This window comes from Curtobacterium pusillum, assembly GCF_013359865.1.
Taxonomy (GTDB): domain Bacteria; phylum Actinomycetota; class Actinomycetes; order Actinomycetales; family Microbacteriaceae; genus Curtobacterium; species Curtobacterium pusillum.
Genome location: NZ_JABMCE010000085.1, coordinates 100682 through 121174 on the forward strand (window position 1 = coordinate 100682; position 20493 = coordinate 121174).

The window sequence follows — 20493 nt, forward strand, 5'->3', positions numbered from 1 at the left end:
CTCTGTGCATCGAGACGAAGGGGTCAGGCCTGGACCTGGTCGAGGATGCGCTGGTACTCGGACTGCGCCGTCTTCATGGCGGCCGCCGTCCCGGACCCGAACACCGCCTGACGGAACATCGCGAAGTACGGCGACGACGGCTGGTTGTTGAGCAGGTTGTACGCGAGCGTCTGCGGCGCGTAGCCCTTGTCGATGGCGTCCAGCGGGCCGAACGCGAGCGGGTACTTCTTCCGGTACGCGGGGGTGGCGGCGTCCGACCGCGTCGGGAAGTAGCCGCCGTCGGGGAGTGCCTGCTGCTGCTGGAGTCCGTTCGCGTACTGCATGAACGCCCAGCCGCCGGACGGGTTCGGCGCGCCGTTCGGGATGCACATGTTGTCGCCGCCGTCGAAGAACGACCGCTTGCCGTCCCACGACGGGATGAGCACCGTCTGCATCTTCGCTCGCATCGCCTTCGTGGCGGCGGGTACGGTGGCGCCGTACGAGCTCGGGAAGATGCCGACCTTGCCGGCCCGGAAGTCGGCGCCCCAGGTCGTGCCGGCATCGGAGTACGTCGCCTTCGAGAGGACCCCGTCCTTCCAGAGCTGACGGTAGAACTCGAGCATCCGTTCGAGGGCCTCGTTGCCGGTGATGTTCGCCTTCTGTGAGCCGACCTCGCCCGACATCATGTCGACTCCGGTGGCCCAGACGTGCGGCTGCGTGACGAAGCCGATGATGCCCGCGGCGTTGCCGGAGATCGACCACCCGTAGACGTCGTCGCCGACCTTCCGGATCGCCTTCGCCGCGTCGAGCAGCGTGGAGAGGTCCTTCGTCGACTCCTCGACGTCGAGCCCGGCCTTCTCGAACAGCTCCGTGTTGACGAACAACTGCGAGTTGTCCGCCAGGTACGGCAGCCCGTAGTACCGGTCCCGGTACTCCAGCAGACGGAGGTGTCCGGGCGAGATCTCGTCGAAGTAGTCGAGTCCCTTCACGACGTCGGTGAGGTCGGCGAACGCCTCGCGGAAGATGAACAGCTGCGAGTTGATGTCGTCGATGTCCACGACGTCCGGCGGCTCACCCCCGCGGATCGCGGTCGCGAGCTTCGTCACGTACTGCGCGTCCGGCACCGGGGTCAGCTCGACCTGGAGGTTCGGGTTCGCCTTGTTGAACCCGGCGACGGCGGCCGTGAGCCCGGCCTGGGTCGCGGAGCGGCACCAGACGTGCACGGTGCCGGTCGCGTTCCGGCCGAAGCTGGCCACCTTCGCGTCGACCTTGGGCAGGGTGCCGGAGCACCCCGCCAGGGCGAGTGCCGCACCACCGGCGAGACCGCCGGCGAGGAATGCTCTGCGGTCCATCACGTCACCGCGCCAGCGGGAGCCAGACGCGCATCGGCGCGGCTCCGCGGTTGGCCCAGGCGTAGTACGGGACCGCGGTCGCGGTGACGTCCTGGAGGTGGGGTGTGGCTCCGTCGGACCCGGCCGCGTCGTCGACGCTGGTCGCGTCCACTGCGTGATCCGCGCCTCCTGGACGGCTCGCGTCCAGACGACGGTACGGCCACGCTGCCTGCACGTGCTCCGCCGGGGCGTGCCCCGGGACGCGCAGCGTGACGACGCCGTCGAGGAGGCCGTCCTGGCGCTCCTCGGTGATCGGCGCATCCGCGTCGACCGTCAGGTCGTCGACCGTGAAGCCCTGCTGGTCCGCCTGCTCGACCGCGTACACGAGCGGACCGCGCTCGATCGCGACCTGGCCGCGGGCGGCGTCGATGCGGGCGTCCGCGACGTACCGGTGCGGCGTCGTGTCGAAGACGAGCTCGACGGTGTCGCCGGCGGTCCACTCGCGGTCGATGACGTGCAGCGTGCCGGGAGCGGGGTTCGCCTCGCCGCCGGCGCCCGAGACGGTCGTCGTGTCCGACCAGGCCGGGATCCGGAGCCCGAGGGCGAGCGGACCGTCCTGCGTGACCGTGACGACCACGTGGCCGTCGTGCGGGTACCCGGTCTCGATCTCCACGCTCCCCAGCGAGGCGGTCGCGTACTGGTGCACCTGCAGGCCGCCGTCCGTGGCGGTGGCCAGGTAGCCGTCGAGGCTCGCGAACGTCCGCATGATGTTCGGTGGGCAGCACGCGCAGTCGAACCAACCGCGGCGGCCGTGCGCGGGGGAGCGGTTCTCGTCCTGGTGCGCGTGGTCGCGCTGCTGGAGCGGGTTGACGTAGAAGTACTCGGTGCCCGCGAGGCTCACGCCCGCGAGGAACGCGTTGTACAGCAGGCGCTCGATCGCGTCGGCGTACACGGGCTTCCCGGTCGCCAGGAGCAGGCGCCAGGCCCACTGGATGCCGCCGATCGCGGCACAGGTCTCGGCGTAGCCTCGGTCGGTCGGGAGCTCGTACGGGTCGCCGAACGCCTCCCAGTCCCAGCGCGCGCCGAGGCCGCCGGTGATGAACGCCTTCGTCGCCATCATGTCGGCGAACTGGCGCTCGCTCGCGGCGAGGAGCTCGGCGTCGCCGGTCTCGATCGCGACGTCGACGGCTCCCGCGGCCAGGTACACGGCGCGGACCGCGTGGCCCTCGACCGTCGTCGCCTCGCGGCTCGGGACACGGTCCGAGAAGTAGGTGGGCTCGCCGCCGGCGCGCTCGATGATGCCGTGACCGCGGGCGTCGACGAACCAGTGTGCGAGGTCGAGGTAGTCGCGGTTGCCGGTCTCGCGGTAGAGCTCGACCAGGCCCATCTCGACGACGGGGTGGCCGTCGATGTCCTGCTTGTGATCGGCTCCCGGCCCGAACGTGCGGACGAGGTGGTCGGCGTTCTTGATCGCCACCTCGAGCAGGCCGGTGTCACCCGTCGCGCGGTGCTGTGCCACGGCGGCCTGGTACAGGTGCCCGGCGCAGTACATCTCGTGGCTCCACTTGAGGTCGGTGTAGCGCTCGCCCTTCCCGCGGATCTGCTGCACGGAGTCGAGGTAGCCGTCCTCGGCCTGGGCCTGCGCGTACAGGGCCGTGACCTCGCGCTGCAGGTCGAGCAGGTCGTCCGACGGGGCGCGGCCGTACTCCCACGCCACCGCCTCGAGCCACTTCGTCACGTCGGAGTCCATGAAGATCGGACCCGTCGCGTCGCCGGTCTCGAGGCCGGCCGCGATCCGGAGGTTCCGGAAGTTCCCGGCGGCCTCGAGCAGGGCGTACCCGCCCCGGATCGCGTCGCGGCCGTTCCGCTCCTGCCGGAGCGCCCAGAAGCCGCCGGTGATCCGGGCATCGCCCGTGGGCAACGGCCGGAGCGTGAGGTGCGCGTCGGCGGTCGGGAGGACCGGCGTCGCGGTGTGCGCGCGGCTGTCCGTCGCGAGCGTGGTGGTCATGTCGCCTCCTTGCGATGTGACTTCGCCGTTTTCGGAAAACGGTTTCTGGCGCCGACGCTACGACACGTGCCGGAGGCGCGCAAGGGCGTCTTCCTGCGGCTTGCGTATGATCGGATCACTTCGGCATCCGGAAAGGGGTTTGCTGTGACGCTCGAACGCGCGGGGCTCGACCGTGGTGCGCAGCCCGTCCGGATCACCGACGTGGCGGCGCTCGCCGGGGTGTCGATCGGCACCGCGTCGAAGGCGCTCAACGGCACCGGGCAGCTCCGGGAGTCCACACGGTCGCGGGTCAAGGACGCCGCCGAGAAACTCGGGTTCGTCGGGGACGCCCGAGCGCGCGCGCTGTCCTCCGGGCGGACCTACACCGTCGGCATGATCACCACCGACTCGTTCGGCCGGTTCTCGATCCCTGTGCTGCTCGGCGCCGAGGACGCCCTCTCCGCCGGACAGATGGCCGTGCTGCTCTGCGACACCCGCGACGACCACGTCCGAGAGGCCCACTACCTCCGCTCCCTGGCCGCCCGAGGGGTCGACGGCATCATCGTCACCGGGCGCTCCGCCGACCCCCGGCCACCCATCGACGTGTCGATCCCGGTCGTGTACGCGTTCACGCCGTCGACCGACCCGGCGGACGTGTCGATCACGCTCGACGACGCGGCCGGGTCGTCGGCGGTGGCTGCGCACGTCCTCACGCTCGGGCGGCAGCGGGTCGCGATCGTCACCGGACCGGCGAGGCACCAGTCGGCGGTGCGACGCGTGTCGGGCGCCACGGCCGTGCTCGGCTCGGCACTCGTCGGTGAACCGCTGTACGGCGAGTGGTCGGAGCGCTGGGGGCGGCAGGCGGTGGACGTGCTGGCGCGGGGATCGGCGGACGTCGACGCGATCGTGTGCGGGAGCGACCAGATCGCCCGCGGCGTGTGCGATCGGCTGCGGGAGCTCGGGCGCTCGGTGCCGGAGGACGTGGCCGTGACCGGGTTCGACGACTGGGACGTGATGGCGCTCGCGAGCCGGCCGCCGCTGACCACGGTCGACCTGCGGCTCGAGGAGCTCGGGCGTGTGGCGGGGCAGGCCCTGCTCGACCTCATCGACGGGGGCTCGGCGGCGTCCGCCGCGGTGACCCCGTCCCTGGTCATCCGCGAGAGCACGCTCGGCGCGTAGGGCGGCGGGCGCTCGTTCCCGTCCGTCGACTGGCCGGGACTTGCCGTGCGCGTTCGTCGAGCGGGCGGAAGTCGTCGGTCGACCGCGCCGAGTGTGACGGATACGGCCCGCTCGCGGGTCGGCGGGGGAGTGGTTGGCGATCTGCGCGGGGCGGCATTGCGTGAGTGAGCGCTCACGTGACAGGATGTGAGCGCTCACGGAGGACGACGAGGTTCTGGAGGAACGCATGAGCGACGACCGCCGACAGCAGGTCGAGCACGGCCGCACGGCCCTGGGGATCGAACTCGGCTCCACGCGCATCAAGGCGTGCCTGGTCGACGAGGACCTCGTACCGATCGCCGCGGGCACCCACGAGTGGGAGAACGAGTTCGTCGACGGTCGCTGGACCTACTCCCTCCTCGCCGTCGAGGCCGGGCTCCGGGCCGCGTACGCCGCCCTCGTGGCCGATGTCGAGGCGCGGTACGGCGTCACTCCGACGACCTTCCGCGCGGCCGGCGTGAGCGCGATGATGCACGGGTACCTCGCGTTCGACGCCGACGGGGAGCTGCTCGTGCCGTTCCGGACCTGGCGCAACACCTCGACCGGCCCCGCCGCGGAGCAGCTCAGCGCGGCCCTCGGGTTCAACATCCCGCTGCGCTGGTCGATCGCGCACCTCCACCAGGCCGTCCTCGACGAGGAGCCGCACGTCGCCGAGCTCGCCGGCATCACGACGCTCGCCGGCTACGTGCACCGTCGCCTCACGGGCCGGGACGTGCTCGGCGTGGGCGACGCCAGCGGGGTGTTCCCGATCGACGCGTCCCCGGTGGACAGCGGTCCGGGTGAGCCCGGCAAGCGTGACTACGACGCCGCGATGCTCGCCACGGCGCAGGACCTCATCGGTGTACCGGACCTGCGGGCGCTCCTGCCCGAGGTGCTCGTCGCCGGGGAGGACGCCGGCACGCTCACTCCGGAGGGCGCCGCGTGGCTGGACCCGACCGGTGGGCTGCTCCCCGGCGTCCCGTTCTGCCCGCCCGAGGGCGACGCGGGCACCGGCATGGTCGCGACGAACGCGGTGGCACCCCGGACCGGCAACGTCAGCGTCGGCACGAGCATCTTCGCGATGGTCGTCCTCGAACGCCCGTTGCCCACGCCGCACGAGGAGCTCGACGTCGTCACCACCCCGTCCGGGGACGCCGTCGCGATGGTGCACTGCAACAACGGCGCGAGCGAGATCGCCGGCTGGGCGAAGGTGTTCGGACGCTTCGCCGAGGCGGCCGGGACCCCCCTCGCCGCCGACGACGTCTACGCCACGCTCCTGTCCGAGGCGGTGGACGACGACACCGATCCGGACGCCGGCGGCCTGCTCTCGTTCAACTACCTCGCGGGAGAGCCCGTCACGCACGTCGAGGACGGCCGCCCCCTGCTGCTCCGGACCCCCGACGCCCGGTTCACCCTCGGCAACCTCGTCCGCTCCGAGGTGCACGGCGCGTTCGCCACCCTCGCGATCGGCATGGACGTGCTGCACGGCGAGCAGGTCCACGTCGACCGGATGACGGCGCACGGCGGCCTGTTCCGGACGCCGGGCGCCCCGCAGCGGCTGCTCGCGGCGGCGCTCCGCGTCCCGGTCGCGCTCGAGGAGACCGCGGGCGAGGGTGGCGCCTGGGGGATCGCGGCCCTCGCGGCCTACCTGGAGCACACCGACCGGCACCTCGCGGACTTCCTCGCCGACACCGTGTTCGCCGGCGATGCCGTGCACGTCGCCGACCCCGAGCCGCGGGACGTCGCGGGATTCCAGACGTACCTCGACCGGTACCGCCGAGCGCTGCCCGTCCAGGACGTGGCGGCAGCTGCGACCCGAGCCGACGTGACCACGGCGAAGAGCGAGCCGACGACGGCAGCCGAGCCGCGCCTCCAGACCGAGAAGGAGCCGACCCCGTGACGAACGCAACCGACGGCGCCGCCGACGCGACAACCGACCCCGCCACGCGCGACGCCGTCGCGAAGACCCGCGAACGCGTCGCCTCCCTGCACGGCGAACTCGTCCGCTACGGCCTCGTGATCTGGACCGGCGGGAACGTCTCCGAACGCGTGCCCGGCACCGACCTCTTCGTCATCAAGCCCAGCGGGGTGTCGAGCGACGACCTCACCCCGGCGAACCAGGTGGTCTGCACGCTCGACGGCGTCCCCGCAGACGGCTGGGGCAACGAGCACGGGCCGTCCTCCGACACCGCTGCCCACGCGTACGTGTACCGGAACATGCCCGGGGTCGGCGGCGTCGTGCACACCCACTCGACGTACGCGACCGCGTGGGCCGCCCGTGCCGAGGAGATCCCGTGCGTGATCACGGCGATGGCGGACGAGTTCGGCGGCCCCATCCCGGTCGGCCCGTTCGCGATCATCGGCGACGACTCGATCGGCCACGGCATCGTCGAGACGCTCAGCGGCCACCGCTCCCGGGCGGTGCTCATGCAGAACCACGGCGTGTTCACGATCGGCAAGGACGCCAAGGACGCCGTGAAGGCCGCCGTCATGTGCGAGGACGTCGCCCGCACGATCCACATCTCCCGCCAGCTCGGCGAACCGGTGCCGATCGCCCCGGAGAACATCGACCGACTCTTCGACCGTTACCAGAACGTCTACGGACAGAACCCCGAAGGAGCACTGCAATGACGCACGCCGTCGACCCCGCCGAGACGCTGGCGGGATACGAGGTCTGGTTCCTCACGGGCTCGCAGGCGCTGTACGGGGAGGAGACCCTGCGCCAGGTCGAGGAGCAGTCCCGGGCCGTCCACGCCGAGCTCGCCGGCGCGCTGCCGGTCAGGCTCGTCTGGAAGCCCGTCCTCAAGGACGCCGACGGCATCCGCCGCGCGCTCATCGAGGCGAGCGCGGACGACCGGGTCATCGGCGTGACCACGTGGATGCACACGTTCAGCCCCGCGAAGATGTGGATCAACGGCCTGCAGGCGCTCACGAAGCCGCTGCTGCACCTGCACACGCAGGCGAACGTGACGCTGCCGTGGGCGGACATCGACTTCGACTTCATGAACCTCAACCAGGCCGCGCACGGCGACCGGGAGTTCGGCTACGCCCTCGCACGTCTCGGTGTGCGGCACGCCACCGCCGTCGGGCACGTGTCCGACGAACGCGTGCAGCAGCGGGTCGCGAACTGGACCCGCGCTGCCGCCGGTGCCGCCGCGGTCCGCGCGCTCAAGCTCACGCGCTTCGGTGACAACATGCGCTACGTCGCCGTCACCGAGGGCGACAAGACCGAGGCGGAGATCGAGCTCGGCGTGCAGGTGAACACCTGGGCGGTCAACGAGCTGGCGGCGGCGGTCGACGCCGCGTCGGCGGACACAGCGGCGGTGGACGCGCTGGTCGCCGAGTACGAGCGCGACTACGACGTCGATCCGTCGCTCCGGAGCGACGGCGAACGGCACGGCGCCCTCCGCGACGGCGCTGCCATCGAGATCGGCCTCCGCACCCTGCTCGCCGACAACGACTCCGCTGCCTTCACGACGAACTTCGAGGACCTCGGCTCACTCAAGCAGCTGCCGGGCCTCGCCGTGCAGCGGCTGATGGCCGAGGGCTACGGCTTCGGCGCGGAGGGCGACTGGAAGACCGCCGTCCTCGTGCGCGCCATGAACGTCGCCGGTGCCGGCCTGCCCGGCGGTGCCTCCCTGATGGAGGACTACACGTATGACCTCACGCCCGGCGCCGAGAAGATCCTCGGCGCCCACATGCTCGAGGTCTCGCCGACCCTGACCGCGACGACACCGACGCTCGAGATCCACCCCCTCGGCATCGGCGGCAAGGACGACCCGGTCCGCCTGGTCTTCACGGCCGACCCCGGCGAGGCGGTCGTGGTCGCCCTGTCCGACACCCGCGACGGCTTCCGCCTCACCGCGAACGTCGTCGACGTGGTCGCACCGACCGAGGCCCTGCCGAAGCTGCCCGTCGGCCGTGCGGTCTGGGAGCCCCGTCCGTCCTTCCCCGTGGCCGCGGAGGCGTGGCTCACCGCCGGCGCCGCCCACCACACCGTGATGACCACCGCCGTCGGCCTGCAGGTCGTCGAGGACTTCGCCACCATGGTCGGCACGGAGTTCCTCGTCATCGACGAGCACACCACGGAGCGCGGCTTCCGCGACGAGCTGCGTCTCCAGCAGGCGTGGCACCGTCTCGACCGCGGCTTCTGAGGGGCACGGACCCTACGATGAGCGACGTGATCGCAGAGCAGCGCACGAGGACGAACTGGGCCGGCAACGTCACGTACCGGGCGTCCGGACTCGCCCGTCCGACCTCCGTCGACGAGGTGCAGCGGCTCGTCGCGACCACGCCGCGCCTGACGGCGCTCGGGTCACGTCACTCGTTCAACGAGATCGCCGACACCGACGCGCTGCAGGTGTCGCTCGCGGACCTGCCGCCGGTGCTCGACATCGACACGGAACGCCGCGTCGTGCGCGTCGCCGCCGGCATGGTCCACAGCCAGGTGGCCGCCGGCCTGGAGGCGCGGGGCTGGGCACTCGCGAACCTCGCCTCCCTGCCGCACATCTCCACCGCCGGGGCCGTCGCCACCGGAACGCACGGCTCCGGCATCCGGAACCCGTCGCTCGCGCAGGCGGTGGTCGGTCTCGAGGCCGTCCGGGCTGACGGTTCCGTCGCGAGGGTCGATGCGTCCTCGCCGGATGGCGCCCTCGACGCCCACCGGGTCGCACTCGGCGCGCTCGGCGTCGTCACCGCGGTGGAACTCGCGATCGTGCCGACCTTCCGCGTCGCCACGACCGTGCACCTCGACCTGCCGTGGGACGCCGTCGAGTCGTCCTTCGACCGGATCATGTCCGACGCGTACTCGGTGTCGATGTTCACGTCGTTCGACGACCGCGGCGCACGGCAGGTCTGGGTGAAGCACCGGGTGGACGAGCCGGAGCCGTCCGTCGACCTCGTGGCACTCGGGGCACGGCCGGCGACCGGTCCCGTACACCCGGGGGAGAACGACCCCGCGGGCGTCACCGAGCAGGGCGGCGTCCCCGGGCCGTGGTCCGAGCGGCTGCCGCACTTCCGGTCCTCGTTCACGCCCTCGACCGGTGCGGAGATCCAGTCGGAGTACCTGCTGCCGGCGGCGTCCGCGGTCGCGGCACTCCGGGAGCTCCGGCCGCTCGAAGAGCTGTTCGCCCCGCTCCTGATCGCCGCCGAGGTCCGGACCGTCGCCGCCGACACGGCCTGGCTCGCGCCCTCGTCCGGTCGGCAGTCGGTCGGCGTCCACTTCACCTTCCGACGTGACGCCGCCGCGGTGGCCGCCGCGATCGAACGCATCGAGGACGCCCTCGCGCCGTTCGACGCGCGACCGCACTGGGGGAAGGTCTCCGCCGCGAGTGCCGAGCGGCTGCACGCGGTCTACCCGCGCCTGTCCGACTTCGCCGCCCTCGCCCGGGATCTCGACCCGACCGGGCGGTTCCGCAACCCCTTCCTGGCCCGCATCCTCACCTGAGGGCTCCCGCTGGAGTGCCTCGCACCGCTCGCGGCGATGCGGAGGCACCTGTACCCCTACCCCTTGCGGATCAGGTCGAGCACGAGCCGCGCGGCGTTCACGAGCAAGCTCGCGATCCCCAGCCACAGCGCGTGGCGCCTGGTCCGGCCGTCGGTGTCGTTCGACATCGGTGGCTTCCTGTGTTCGCGCCGGCGGACAACGAGGAGCTCCGGCAGGGATGCACAGCCGAGCGGACTCGGCTACCATCGGTCCCGAGTGTTCGACTCGGGGATGGTTGTGCATCCCGGGCTTTCCACTCGGAAGGCGAACCGAGGCCCGGAACTGTTGCTGCAGTCCCGGGCCTCACGCATTCACCCCTGGCCACGTTCCGGCGATGGCGCGGCCTCGGTCAGCCTACCGATCTGTCCGGTGATGTACCACGACCGACGATCGTGATTCGGGCTCCCGCTCGACCTCGCTCGGCCACGGCGTCGCAGTCCTCGAAGTGGGGCTGCTGCCCACATGCGGGAACCCGTACGGTGACGACCATGGGGCACAAGGGAACCGCATGACGCTGCCGATCGCCGGGTGGTACCCGGATCCAGAGGACCAGTCGCGTCTGCGCTGGTGGGACGGGCTTCGCTGGGGAGCGCTCGCGCCGCAGCACGCGACACCTGCTGGCGCCATCCCCGCCCCGGACTTCGAGCGATCGCCTCGACCACCCGCTCCTTCCGAATACGCCGTCGGCGTGATCGACCCGCCGCTCACCGGACGCAAGGCACGCGTCGCGAACGATCGTGCGACCAGGTCAGCGAACCCCTTCGGCTACGCCGGACTCGTCCTGTCCCTGATCGCCTTCATCTTCAACGTGCTCGCGATCCCCAGCATCCTCGGCCTGGTGTTCGGAGCGATCGGGCTGGCCCGAGCAGCTCAGCTCAGCGGTCAGCGGATCACGGGATTCGGCGTCTCGTTGGCGGCGGTCATCCTCGGGCTCGTGGCGGGCGGCGTCTTCTTCTTCAGAGTTGCGCAACTCTTCGGCTGATCCGCGCCCGATCCCCGGTGAGGCGGCTGGCCCCGGCGTCGACTTCGAGGGGGATCTTCCGGACCCGGTGAGCTCGGGATCGCCGACGTCGGCGGTGGCCTCGAAAGGTCTCGTGGGCGACGGCGAGCAGCTGCTCGGAGGCTTCGGCGAGCAGGCGTCCGGGGTCGGTGAGCAGCTCCCCGGGCTGGGGCGCGCGCCGAACGTCGGCAGCGACCTCCTGGGGACTCTTCGCCCGCCGACCGAGCCCGAGCGCCCGGGTCCGGTCAATCGCCGTCTGCGACGAGCGGTGGCCGGTTCCCCGCGCCGCGAGCGGCCAGCCGGGAGGCGCAGTTCGGGACGATCTCGATCCGACGGACCGCCCGGTTCTGCCCGCCGCAGCGAACGCAGGGCGAACGCATCGGGAATAGGGGAGTGTCACACGGGACTTGGATTGTTTCGTCGTGCGACGTCCGTCGCACCCGGGATTCGGACGGGCCGCCGTGGCGGTGTCAGGATGGACGCCGCCCGCTGACCCGACCCGGGCCACTGCAGCGACCACCCCACGGTCGTCACCCCACCACTTCCCACGAGGAGCAGCATCGTCATGAGACGCCCCAAGCGCCTGACCATCACCGCGGCGGTCGCCGCAGCAGCAGCACTGGTGCTGACCGGGTGCTCGGGCGGCGGCGCCTCGGACGACGCGTCGGGCGGCACGTCGAAGGGCGGCACGCTCAACATCCTCACGACGGCGACCGCGGTGCACCTCGACCCGGCGACGAGCCAGAACCTCAACATCACGACGCTCGGCCTCGTGCTGCGTCGTCTCACCGCGTGGGACGTCGAGCCCGGCAAGACGGCGAAGGTCGTCCCGGACCTCGCGACGAACACCGGCGACTCGAGCGACGGCGGCAAGACCTGGACCTACCACCTCAAGAAGGGGCTGAAGTTCCAGGACGGCACCGAGATCACCACCAAGGACATCAAGTGGGGCATCGAGCGCTCGTTCGCGCCGACGCTCACGGGTGGCCTGAGCTACCACAAGTCGCTCCTCGTCGGCGGTGACACGTACAAGGGGCCGTTCGACGGCAAGACCCTCGACAGCATCGAGACGCCGGACGACTCGACCATCGTCTTCAAGCTCAACGCGGCGTACGGCGACTGGCCGTGGATCGTGTCGATGCCGGCGTTCGCCCCGGTCCCCGAGGGCGACGGCACCGACACCGGCGCGTACGACACCAAGCCGGTCGCGTCCGGCCCGTACCAGGTGCAGTCGAACACGCAGGGCTCGCAGATCACCCTCGTCCGGAACACGAACTGGAGCGCGAAGAGCGACGACGTCCGTACCGCCGGTCCGTCGAAGGTCGTGTTCAAGGAGAGCCAGGACCCGTCGACCGTCACGCAGACGCTCATCGCCGACAACGGCGACGCGAAGGACTCGTTCGGCGCCACCTACCTCGGCGCCGCCGAGCTGAACCAGGTCCGGTCGAACCCCTCGGCGCAGGACCGCCTCGCCACGTCGAAGGCCGGCCCGATCACGTACATGGCGATCAACACGCAGAAGGGCTCGCTCAAGGAGCTCAAGGTCCGCCAGGCCCTGCAGTACGCCGTCGACAAGAAGTCGTACCGGATCGCCGCGGGCGGCGCCCTCGCCGGTTCCTACGCCACGACGCTGATCACCCCGGGCATCGCCGGTCGCCAGGACTACGACCTGTACAAGCCCGGGGCGTCGGGTGACGTCGCGAAGGCGAAGAAGCTCCTGCAGGAGGCCGGCGTCTCCGACCTCAAGCTGACCCTCGCGACGCAGAACGACCCGTCCAACCTCGCGCAGGCGCAGGCGCTCCAGGCCGGACTCAAGCGCGCCGGCATCACCGTGACGCTGAAGCCGCTCGACCAGGACTCGTTCTACACCGCGACCACCGACGGCACCGACTTCGACCTCGCGCTGTTCAGCTGGCAGCCCGACTTCCCGAGTGCGAACGCCAACATCCAGCCGCTCTACGACTCGTCGCAGATCGGCAACGGCGGGTACAACGTGTCGAAGTACAGCAACCCCGAGGTCGACGCCCTCATCAAGCAGGCGACGGGCACGATCGACCAGAAGGACGCCCAGAAGCTCTGGGCCGAGGTCGACAAGAAGATCATGGCCGACGCGCCGATCGTCCCGCTGACCTACGCGAAGCAGTCCTTCCTGGCCGGTTCGAACGTGCAGAACTTCCAGATTGCGGACTTCCCGGCGTACCCGAACTACCTCAAGGTCTCGCTCGCGAAGTGAGCTCACCGCTGCTCGAGGTCGAGGGGCTCCGCGTCGCGTTCGGCGACGCGGAGCCCGTCGTCCGTGACGTCTCCTTCACCCTGACGCCCGGCCGTGTACTCGCCCTCGTCGGCGAGTCCGGGTCGGGCAAGTCCGTGAGCGCGATGAGCGTGCTCGGGCTGCTCCCGCCGGAGGCCCGGGTCTCCGGCAGCGTCCGGTTCCGGGACGCCGAGCTCGTCGGTGCCCCGGACGACGAGCTCCGCGCGGTCCGTGGCGCGGGCATCGGCGTGGTCTTCCAGGAGCCGATGAACTCCTTCACGCCCGTCCTCTCGATCGGCACCCAGATCGCCGAGGCGATCACCGCGCACCCGACGGCCCTCGATCGTGCGGGGGTCTCGGCGCGGATCGACGAGCTGCTCCGCTCCGCCGGCCTCACCGACCCGGCGCGGATCCGGAAGGCGTACCCGCACGAGCTGTCCGGCGGGCAGCTGCAGCGGGCGATGATCGCGATGGCGCTCGCGGGGGACCCGGTCGCGCTCATCGCGGACGAGCCGACGACGGCTCTCGACGTCACGGTGCAGGCGGGGATCCTCGACCTGCTCCGGACCCTGGGCCGCGAGCGCGACCTGGCGGTGCTGCTCATCACGCACGACATGGGCGTCGTGGCGGACGTCGCCGACGAGGTGCTCGTGATGCGTCGCGGCGACCCCGTCGAGCACGGGACGGTCGCCGAGGTCTTCGCCCACCCGACGGCCGAGTACACCCGCGCCCTCCTCGCAGCCGTCCCCAGCCTGGGCCCACCCGTGCCGGTACCGGCGCGCCGCGGAGCCTGCGGAGCGGCGGGACGGTCGAGCCCGGGGGGAGAGGCGCCCCCCGCCCCCGCCACGTCCGCTGCGGACGGGGCCGTGGCCGAGTCTCGACCAGGGCGACAGTCCTCACGCTCCGCGGCGCGCGAGCCGTCGCCCAGCGCGAGTCTCGGCGGCGACGCGATTCGCGCCTCCAGGCCGGTGGTCGCGCAACTGCGCGACGTCGCCGTGCGGTACGCACGCCGAGGCGAACCGACGGTGTCCGGTGTCGACCTCGAACTCCGTGCGGGCGAGACCCTCGGTCTCGTGGGGGAGTCGGGCTCCGGCAAATCGACCATCGGCCGCGCGCTCGCCGGCCTCGTGCCGGTCGTCGCCGGATCGGTCGAGGTGGACGGCAGCGACCTCCGCACCGCCCGCGGTGCACGGCTCCGGGAGCTCCGCAGCCGCGTCGGCATCGTCTTCCAGGACCCGGCGTCCTCGCTGAACCCGCGCCAGACCATCGGGTGGAGCATCGCCGAGCCGCTGCTCGTGCACGGCACGGCCTCCGCAGCGGCGCGGGCTGACCGCGTCCGCGAGCTGCTGACCGCGGTGCTGCTCGACCCGTCATGGGCCGAGCGCTTCCCGCACCAGCTCTCCGGCGGTCAGCGGCAGCGCGTCGCGGTCGCGCGTGCACTCGCACTCCGGCCGGCGCTCGTGATCGCCGACGAGCCGACCTCGGCCCTCGACGTCACGGTGCAGGCCGCCGTGCTCGACCTGCTCTCCGCGCTGCAGGAGGACTTCGGGTTCGGCATGCTCCTCATCAGCCACGACCTCGCCGTCGTCCGGCAGCTCGCCGACGAGGTCGTCGTGCTCCACGACGGCCGGGTGGTCGAACGCGGCACGACCGATGCGGTGCTCGACGACCCGCAGCAGGACTACACGCGCATGCTCCTCGCGGCAGCGCCCGTCGCCGACCCCGTGCGACAGGCAGCCCGACGCGAGGCCTGGCGTGCATGGGAAGGGGTGGCCTCGTGACCGCCAACGTCGTCGACCGTCCGGTCGCGGCAGCCGCGAACCGGAGCACCGGGTTCCGAGCCGTCGTGCGCCGGGTGCGGCAGGACCGCTGGGCCGTCGCGTCGGCGGTCGTCATCGCCGTGTTCGTCGTCGTGGCGATCGCCGCGCCGCTCATCGCAGCCGTCACCGGGCAGAACCCCTACGGGTACCACATCGACGCGCTCAACTCGTTCGGTGCGCCGAAGGGCGTCGGTGGAGGCATCAGCGGTGAGCACTGGTTCGGCGTCGAGCCGCTCACCGGGCGCGACCTGTTCGCCATCGTCACGTACGGCGCCCGGACCTCGCTCGGCATCGGGCTCGCCGCGACCGTCGTCTCGATCGTCATCGGTGTGCTCGTCGGCGTCACGACCGGGTTCTTCGGCGGCTGGTACGACCGGGTGCTCTCCCGGGTCGTCGACGTCATCTTCGGGTTCCCGTCGCTGGTGTTCATGATCGCGCTCACCGCGATCGTGCCGACGTCGTTCCCGAAGCCCGTGCTCGTCGTCCTCGTCATCGGGTTCTTCGGCTGGCCGTCCGTCGCCCGTGTCGTGCGGGGACAGACGCTGTCGCTCGTCACCCGGAACTACGTCGTCGCGTCGACCGCGATGGGCGCCGGGCGCTGGCACGTCATCCGCACCCAGCTGCTGCCGAACCTCGCCGCGACGATCACCGTGTACGCCACGATCTCGATCCCGTCCATGATCGGTGCCGAGGCCGCACTGTCGTTCCTCGCCGTGGGCGTCACCCCGCCGACGCCGTCGTGGGGGCGCAGCATCGGCGATGCGGTCGGGTGGGTGCAGACCGACCCCATGTACCTGGTGTTCCCGGGTCTCGCGCTGTTCCTCATCACGCTGGCCTTCAACGTGCTCGGCGACGCCCTCCGCGACGCCCTCGACCCGCGAGGAGCCGCCCGGTGACCACCTTCCGCTTCATCGCCATCCGCGTCCTCGGCGCCGCCGTCGTGCTGCTCGCCGTCGCCGCGATCACCTACGCGCTGTTCATGCTGCTGCCGACGAACCCGGCCCGAGCGATCTGCGACAAGCCCTGCACGCCCGACCGGCTGCGGGAGGTCCAGGCGTTCCTCGGCACCGACAAGCCCTGGATCGCCCAGTTCGGCGCGTACCTCGGCGGGATCTTCACGGGCCGGACGTTCGGGTCCGGTGCGTCCGTGATCCACTGCGCGGCGCCGTGCTTCGGGTACTCGTTCCAGCTGCACGACAGCGTCACGAACCTCATCCTCACCCGCCTGCCCGTCACGGCGTCGATCGCGGTCGGTGCGGCGGTGCTCTGGCTCGTCGCCGGGGTCGCCGGTGGCGCGCTCTCGGCGCTGCGCCGGGGGACCTTCGTCGACCGGGCCGTGATGACCGTGGCGGTCGCCGGGGTGTCCGCGCCGTCCTATCTAGTCGGCCTGCTCGCGATCCTGCTGTTCGGGTTCGTGCTCGGCATCCTGCCCACGAGCGGCTACGTGGCGTTCGGCGACGACCCGGTCGGCTGGTTCACGCACCTGGTCCTGCCGTGGTGCGTGCTCGCGTTCATCAGCGCGGCGATCTACGCCCGGCTCACCCGCGGCGAGATGCTCGAGTCGATGTCGCAGGACTTCGTCCGCACCGCCCGAGCGAAGGGGCTCCGCGAACGGCAGGTGGTCGTGCGGCACGGGCTCCGGACGGCGATCCTGCCCGTGGTCACGCTCTTCGGGCTCGACCTCGGGTCCCTGCTCGGCGGGGCGGTCATCACCGAGAAGGTGTTCTCGATGCAGGGCCTCGGGGCGCTGCTCATCGACGCGGTGCACACCCTCGATCTCCAGGTGGTCGTCGGCTTCACGCTGTTCTCGGCGCTGCTCATCGTGACGGCCAACGTGATCGTCGACGTCGTGTACGCGTTCGTCGACCCGCGGGTGCGTCGCCGGGCGTAGGCGCCGAGCGAGGGGTCAGGCGGCCTGCGCCTCGTCCCACCACCGGAGCACGCGGGTCCCGGACAGGGTGAGCCACTTCGACGGCTCGCCCGCCGGGACGTCCACCTCGAACCACTGCCGCCCGGGAGGCCGTTCGCCCTGCGTCCAGGTGCCGTCGGGGTTCCTCGCGGCACGGACCACCTCGATCGCCTCGGCTGCGCGCGGGTCCGGCGGGGTGCCGTCGTGCAGCGAGGCCGCGCGCAGGTGGTCGGTCGCCCGGAGCGCCGTGTAGATCCACCGGAACGGGTACGCGAAGCGGTGGACCCAGGGGCCGACGACCTCACCGTCGGACTTCCGGTGCAGCAGCCGCCGCTCGAGCAGGTACTCCGCGCCCCGGTGCCGGGCATCGCGGAGCTCGGCCGCCCGCCGGTGCCCGCCGTCGGTCAGCTGGTCGTGCTGCAGCAACCCGTCCAGCACGTTGAGGGTCGAGTGGAACGACGACACCGTCGACCCTTCCACCCACTCGCAGTTCCAGCCGCCGTCAGCCTGCTGGTGCTCGAGCATCCAGTCGGCGATGCCGTCGACGTCCGCGCCGAGCCACACCCCGTTCGCGAGCGTGAACGCGTTGATGCAGCAGTCGACCTCGCCGCTCCAGTACGGCAGTTGCTCGTACTCCCACCGGCTGTTCGCCCCGAGCCTGGCGGCGGTGTCACCGAGCACGGCGGCGTCGAGGCCCCAGTCGCGCAGGGCGTTGAGCGACCAGGTCGTCGCCGTGTACGGCTGACCGGGCTCCTTCGCCTCGGGGCCGTCGAAGTCGAAGTCGGCGGGGAAGTACGCCCCGCCTGCCCACTGCCCGTCGGGGTCCTGGTGTGCGAGGAGTGCCGCACCGAGTCCTTCGGTGGCCACACGGGCGCGGGTCGCCTCCCACGTCGAGGCGGGCGCGCCGACCAGGTCCCGCTCCACCTGCCACCGGATGGCCGGGTCCGAGTCGAGCAGCCAGTCGACCACCGTGTCGTCGGTCATGGCGGGCAGACTACGCCGGACGCTCGGCGAGGGCGAGGGCGAGGGCGAGGGCGAGGGCGAGGGCGAGGACGAGGACGAGGACGACGTGCGCCCTACCCGAGGTCGAACTCGAGCAGCGCCGCCGGTCCCTGCAGGCGCTGGAGGTCCTGCGCGGTCCGACTGAGCAGCGGCGCGTCCGGTCCGGCGTCACCGAGCCAGTCGAACGCCCCGATCGGCGACCGCCTGCCGCGCACGACCCACCGAGAGGGACAGCTCGCTCATGTACCGGTCGCCATCCGGTCCGGGTGCCACTTCGACCACTTGTCCCGCACAGCGTCGTCGAGGGGGACGTCGAAGTGCCGCGCCACGAGGAGCACCTGGGCGAGGACGTCGGCGACCTCGTCGCGGAACCCCTGCTCCATCTCGTCGTCCGTCCGGCCCTTCCGCCGTGCCTGGCCGGACCGGGCGAGGAACGCCTGCGTCAGCTCGCCGACCTCTTCCCCGAGCTTGAGCACGAACCATTCATCGGTTCGGTCGATGCCGTGGCGCTCGGCGTAGTGCGCCGACACCGCTTCGACCTCGTCGCTCAGTTCTCGTAGGTCCATCAGAAGTACGTGATCCCGTGCGGCGTCCGGGGCGGGGTCAGCATGGTACGGAGCAGCGCGGGCGCAGCCGGGTCGACGGCGCGGACGAGCCCGGCCGACGCGAGCGTCGTCGGCGACACCGAACCGAGGAGCAGCGCACCGAGGTCCGCCACGTCGAGCTGGATGTCGGAGCCGGCCACGTCGACGTCGTCGGCGACCTTCGTCACGCTGCCCCGCGCCTCCTGGACGTCCAGCCGGTACGTGCCGGAGGCGAACCCGAGCGCGTCCGTCACGGCGAGCGTCAGCGATCCGTCGACGGCGTACGGCCGGGAGGCGAGCACCGCCTCGACGTCGAGGACCCGCAGCCAGACGTGGTCTTCCTCGTGGTCGACGTCGTACGCGCGGTTGTCGCCGAGGGCCGCCACGATCGGGTCGTCGAGGCGCGACCGGTTGTACTTCACGACGTCGTTGAGGTCGACGGAGAGCAGGAACTCCCAGAGCGACAGGTAGGCCTCGTCGGTGGCGTAGACCAGGTCGACGACCTCGAGCACGGTGTCGCCGTCGCGGTTCTCCTTCACCCGCCAGGTCACGTAGCCGTCGACCTCGTCGGAGCCGTCGGGCCGGTGCACGGCGGCCCGGACGTCCTTCGCCTTCTCGCCGTCCTGGGTGCGGAGCCCGAGGGCGACCGGCCAGGTGCCGGCGTTCCGCACCATCGAGCCGGGGGTGCGGGCGTCGAACCGGTCGAAGACGGCGCGGCCGGGACCGCCGGCGAGCCACTCGGGCGTCACCACGCTGACGACCCCGGACGTCGGCGCGAGGAACGGCAGCGCCCGGTCGCGGCGGACGCTCACGGCGCGCTCGCGGATCGCGCTGCCGAAGCCGAAGCGGCGGTAGATGGTGCCCTCCGACGCGGTGAGGGACGCGACGGCGTAGCCCTCGGCGACGCCGCGCTCGAGAGCGTGCGTCATCATCCGGCGCAGGATCCCGCGGCGGCGCTCCGTCGGCCGGACGGTGACCGCGGAGATCGCCTGCGTGTCGATCGACGAGCCGTCGCCCCAGCTCAGCGGCTTCCGGAACCACGCGAACGTGCCCGCGGGCCAGGTCTCGTCGACGGAGCCCGGTGCCGGCCGACGGACGTACGCGCCGAGCCAGGTGTTGCCGTCCTCGACGAAGTGCTCGACCATCCGGCCCGCGGCTTCCTCGCCGGGGTGGGTCTCGTGGAAGCCGAGGCCGACCGCCTGCATCCAGGCCTCGGTCTCGGCGTTCGGTGCCCCCTTGTCGTCCGTCCCGGGCGCGAACTCGCGCAGCTCGTAGCGGTCGTCGAATGCCTCGTTGCTCACGGTTCCGACACTATCGGTGGCCGGTGACGAACGGGGGTGTCAGGATCGGGGGACCGGTGACATCTCCCATTGAGGGCATCACCGACCACGAGGGGCGACAACGATGCGACAAGCATTCATCCGGACCATCGTCGGGACGACCGCGGCGTGCGCCGTGCTGGGCCTCGCGACGGGGTGCGCGACCGAGGGGGCCTCGTCGGCACGGACGTCGACCCTGCAACCGTCGCCTCCGCCGGTCGCCACGCGCACGGCGACGGCCCAGACACCCTCCGCCGCAGCCCCGTCCGCGTCACCGCCGGGCTCGAGCACCGCGACCCACTGGCTCGACGTCTGCAGCGCCGGAGCGGCCGAGACGGGCATCAGCGAGTTGGAGTCCACGTCGTCGCCGGTGCAGGACACCTCGTCCGGCTCCTTCACCCTCACCTACCCGGTGGCGCGCTTCGCGGACGGGCACACGGATCCGTACGCAGCGTTCGTGTGCGTCCTCAGCGACGACAGCGGTGCGGCTCGGTTCGTCTCGGGCGGCCCGATCGACACGCACTGACGGGGCGGGGTCCTCGGACGGTCGTGCCGCGCGGCCCGCGCCGGGTCCTCAGTCGGCCGCGCCGCGCGGCCGGCACCGGATCCTCAGACGGTCGTGCCGCGCG

At 71.8% G+C, this 20493-nt stretch carries 17 protein-coding genes; 11 read left to right on the forward strand and 6 right to left on the reverse strand.

What is annotated here, in order from left to right:
* Nucleotides 1-23: 23 nt before the first annotated feature.
* Nucleotides 24-1331, reverse strand: coding sequence for an ABC transporter substrate-binding protein (locus HP507_RS15200; protein ID WP_175352635.1), 1308 nt, complete (start codon nt 1329-1331; stop codon nt 24-26).
* Between the two features lie 4 nt (nt 1332-1335).
* Nucleotides 1336-3318, reverse strand: a complete 1983-nt coding sequence (locus HP507_RS15205) for a glycoside hydrolase family 127 protein (RefSeq protein ID WP_175352636.1) — start codon at nt 3316-3318, stop codon at nt 1336-1338.
* A gap of 144 nt (nt 3319-3462) precedes the next feature.
* On the opposite strand from HP507_RS15205, the gene HP507_RS15210 reads away from it, so the two are divergent.
* The 10 genes from HP507_RS15210 (at nt 3463) to HP507_RS15255 (ending at nt 16941) form a co-directional block, all read left to right on the forward strand.
* Complete coding sequence (locus HP507_RS15210) at nt 3463-4476, forward strand: LacI family DNA-binding transcriptional regulator (RefSeq protein WP_175352637.1); 1014 nt, start codon at nt 3463-3465, stop codon at nt 4474-4476.
* A gap of 226 nt (nt 4477-4702) precedes the next feature.
* Entirely contained in the window at nt 4703-6394 is a 1692-nt protein-coding gene (locus tag HP507_RS15215; RefSeq protein WP_175352638.1) for a xylulokinase, read from the forward strand.
* On the forward strand, nt 6391-7125 hold the full coding sequence (locus tag HP507_RS15220) for an L-ribulose-5-phosphate 4-epimerase (protein WP_175352639.1): 735 nt from the start codon (nt 6391-6393) through the stop codon (nt 7123-7125). Before HP507_RS15215 ends, HP507_RS15220 begins: the two co-directional genes overlap by 4 nt.
* Nucleotides 7122-8648, forward strand: coding sequence for an L-arabinose isomerase (araA, locus tag HP507_RS15225; RefSeq protein ID WP_175352640.1), 1527 nt, complete (start codon nt 7122-7124; stop codon nt 8646-8648). The genes HP507_RS15220 and araA overlap by 4 nt, the downstream gene beginning before the upstream one ends.
* 26 nt (nt 8649-8674) lie before the next feature.
* A complete protein-coding gene (locus HP507_RS15230; protein WP_271207253.1) occupies nt 8675-9940 on the forward strand; it encodes a D-arabinono-1,4-lactone oxidase in 1266 nt (421 codons plus the stop codon).
* Between the two features lie 547 nt (nt 9941-10487).
* Complete coding sequence (locus tag HP507_RS15235) at nt 10488-10961, forward strand: DUF2510 domain-containing protein (RefSeq protein ID WP_175352642.1); 474 nt, start codon at nt 10488-10490, stop codon at nt 10959-10961.
* A gap of 583 nt (nt 10962-11544) precedes the next feature.
* Complete coding sequence (locus tag HP507_RS15240) at nt 11545-13212, forward strand: ABC transporter substrate-binding protein (RefSeq protein WP_175352643.1); 1668 nt, start codon at nt 11545-11547, stop codon at nt 13210-13212.
* A complete protein-coding gene (locus HP507_RS15245; protein ID WP_175352644.1) occupies nt 13209-15011 on the forward strand; it encodes a dipeptide ABC transporter ATP-binding protein in 1803 nt (600 codons plus the stop codon). Before HP507_RS15240 ends, HP507_RS15245 begins: the two co-directional genes overlap by 4 nt.
* Nucleotides 15008-15946: an ABC transporter permease gene (locus tag HP507_RS15250; protein ID WP_175352645.1), complete on the forward strand. Its 939-nt coding sequence runs from the start codon at nt 15008-15010 to the stop codon at nt 15944-15946. The genes HP507_RS15245 and HP507_RS15250 overlap by 4 nt, the downstream gene beginning before the upstream one ends.
* A complete protein-coding gene (locus HP507_RS15255) occupies nt 15943-16941 on the forward strand; it encodes an ABC transporter permease (protein ID WP_175352646.1) in 999 nt (332 codons plus the stop codon). The genes HP507_RS15250 and HP507_RS15255 overlap by 4 nt, the downstream gene beginning before the upstream one ends.
* A gap of 15 nt (nt 16942-16956) precedes the next feature.
* Here the strand turns inward: HP507_RS15255 and HP507_RS15260 are convergent, their stop codons facing one another.
* The 4 genes from HP507_RS15260 to HP507_RS15275 form a co-directional block, all read right to left on the reverse strand.
* Entirely contained in the window at nt 16957-17943 is a 987-nt protein-coding gene (locus HP507_RS15260) for a squalene cyclase (RefSeq protein WP_175352647.1), read from the reverse strand.
* 92 nt (nt 17944-18035) lie between these two features.
* On the reverse strand, nt 18036-18176 hold the full coding sequence (locus tag HP507_RS15265; RefSeq protein ID WP_175352648.1) for a hypothetical protein: 141 nt from the start codon (nt 18174-18176) through the stop codon (nt 18036-18038).
* A 24-nt stretch (nt 18177-18200) separates the two neighbouring features.
* Nucleotides 18201-18527, reverse strand: a complete 327-nt coding sequence (locus tag HP507_RS15270) for a MazG nucleotide pyrophosphohydrolase domain-containing protein (RefSeq protein ID WP_175352649.1) — start codon at nt 18525-18527, stop codon at nt 18201-18203.
* Complete coding sequence (locus tag HP507_RS15275) at nt 18527-19846, reverse strand: GNAT family N-acetyltransferase (protein WP_175352650.1); 1320 nt, start codon at nt 19844-19846, stop codon at nt 18527-18529. Before HP507_RS15275 ends, HP507_RS15270 begins: the two co-directional genes overlap by 1 nt.
* A gap of 103 nt (nt 19847-19949) precedes the next feature.
* Between HP507_RS15275 and HP507_RS15280 the strand changes: the two genes are divergently transcribed.
* A complete protein-coding gene (locus tag HP507_RS15280) occupies nt 19950-20390 on the forward strand; it encodes a hypothetical protein (protein ID WP_175352651.1) in 441 nt (146 codons plus the stop codon).
* The last annotated feature ends 103 nt before the right edge of the window (nt 20391-20493 follow it).

What these genes read in the sequence shown, in the direction of transcription:
- HP507_RS15215 (WP_175352638.1), top strand. Translation starts at nt 4,703, where the DNA reads ATGAGCGACGACCGCCGACAGCAGGTCGAGCACGGCCGCACGGCCCTG.
- araA (WP_175352640.1), top strand. Translation starts at nt 7,122, where the DNA reads ATGACGCACGCCGTCGACCCCGCCGAGACGCTGGCGGGATACGAGGTC.
- HP507_RS15235 (WP_175352642.1), top strand. Translation starts at nt 10,488, where the DNA reads ATGACGCTGCCGATCGCCGGGTGGTACCCGGATCCAGAGGACCAGTCG.
- HP507_RS15205 (WP_175352636.1), bottom strand. Translation starts at nt 3,318, where the DNA reads ATGACCACCACGCTCGCGACGGACAGCCGCGCGCACACCGCGACGCCG.
- HP507_RS15280 (WP_175352651.1), top strand. Translation starts at nt 19,950, where the DNA reads ATGCGACAAGCATTCATCCGGACCATCGTCGGGACGACCGCGGCGTGC.
- HP507_RS15260 (WP_175352647.1), bottom strand. Translation starts at nt 17,943, where the DNA reads ATGACCGACGACACGGTGGTCGACTGGCTGCTCGACTCGGACCCGGCC.
- HP507_RS15200 (WP_175352635.1), bottom strand. Translation starts at nt 1,331, where the DNA reads ATGGACCGCAGAGCATTCCTCGCCGGCGGTCTCGCCGGTGGTGCGGCA.
- HP507_RS15240 (WP_175352643.1), top strand. Translation starts at nt 11,545, where the DNA reads ATGAGACGCCCCAAGCGCCTGACCATCACCGCGGCGGTCGCCGCAGCA.
- HP507_RS15270 (WP_175352649.1), bottom strand. Translation starts at nt 18,527, where the DNA reads ATGGACCTACGAGAACTGAGCGACGAGGTCGAAGCGGTGTCGGCGCAC.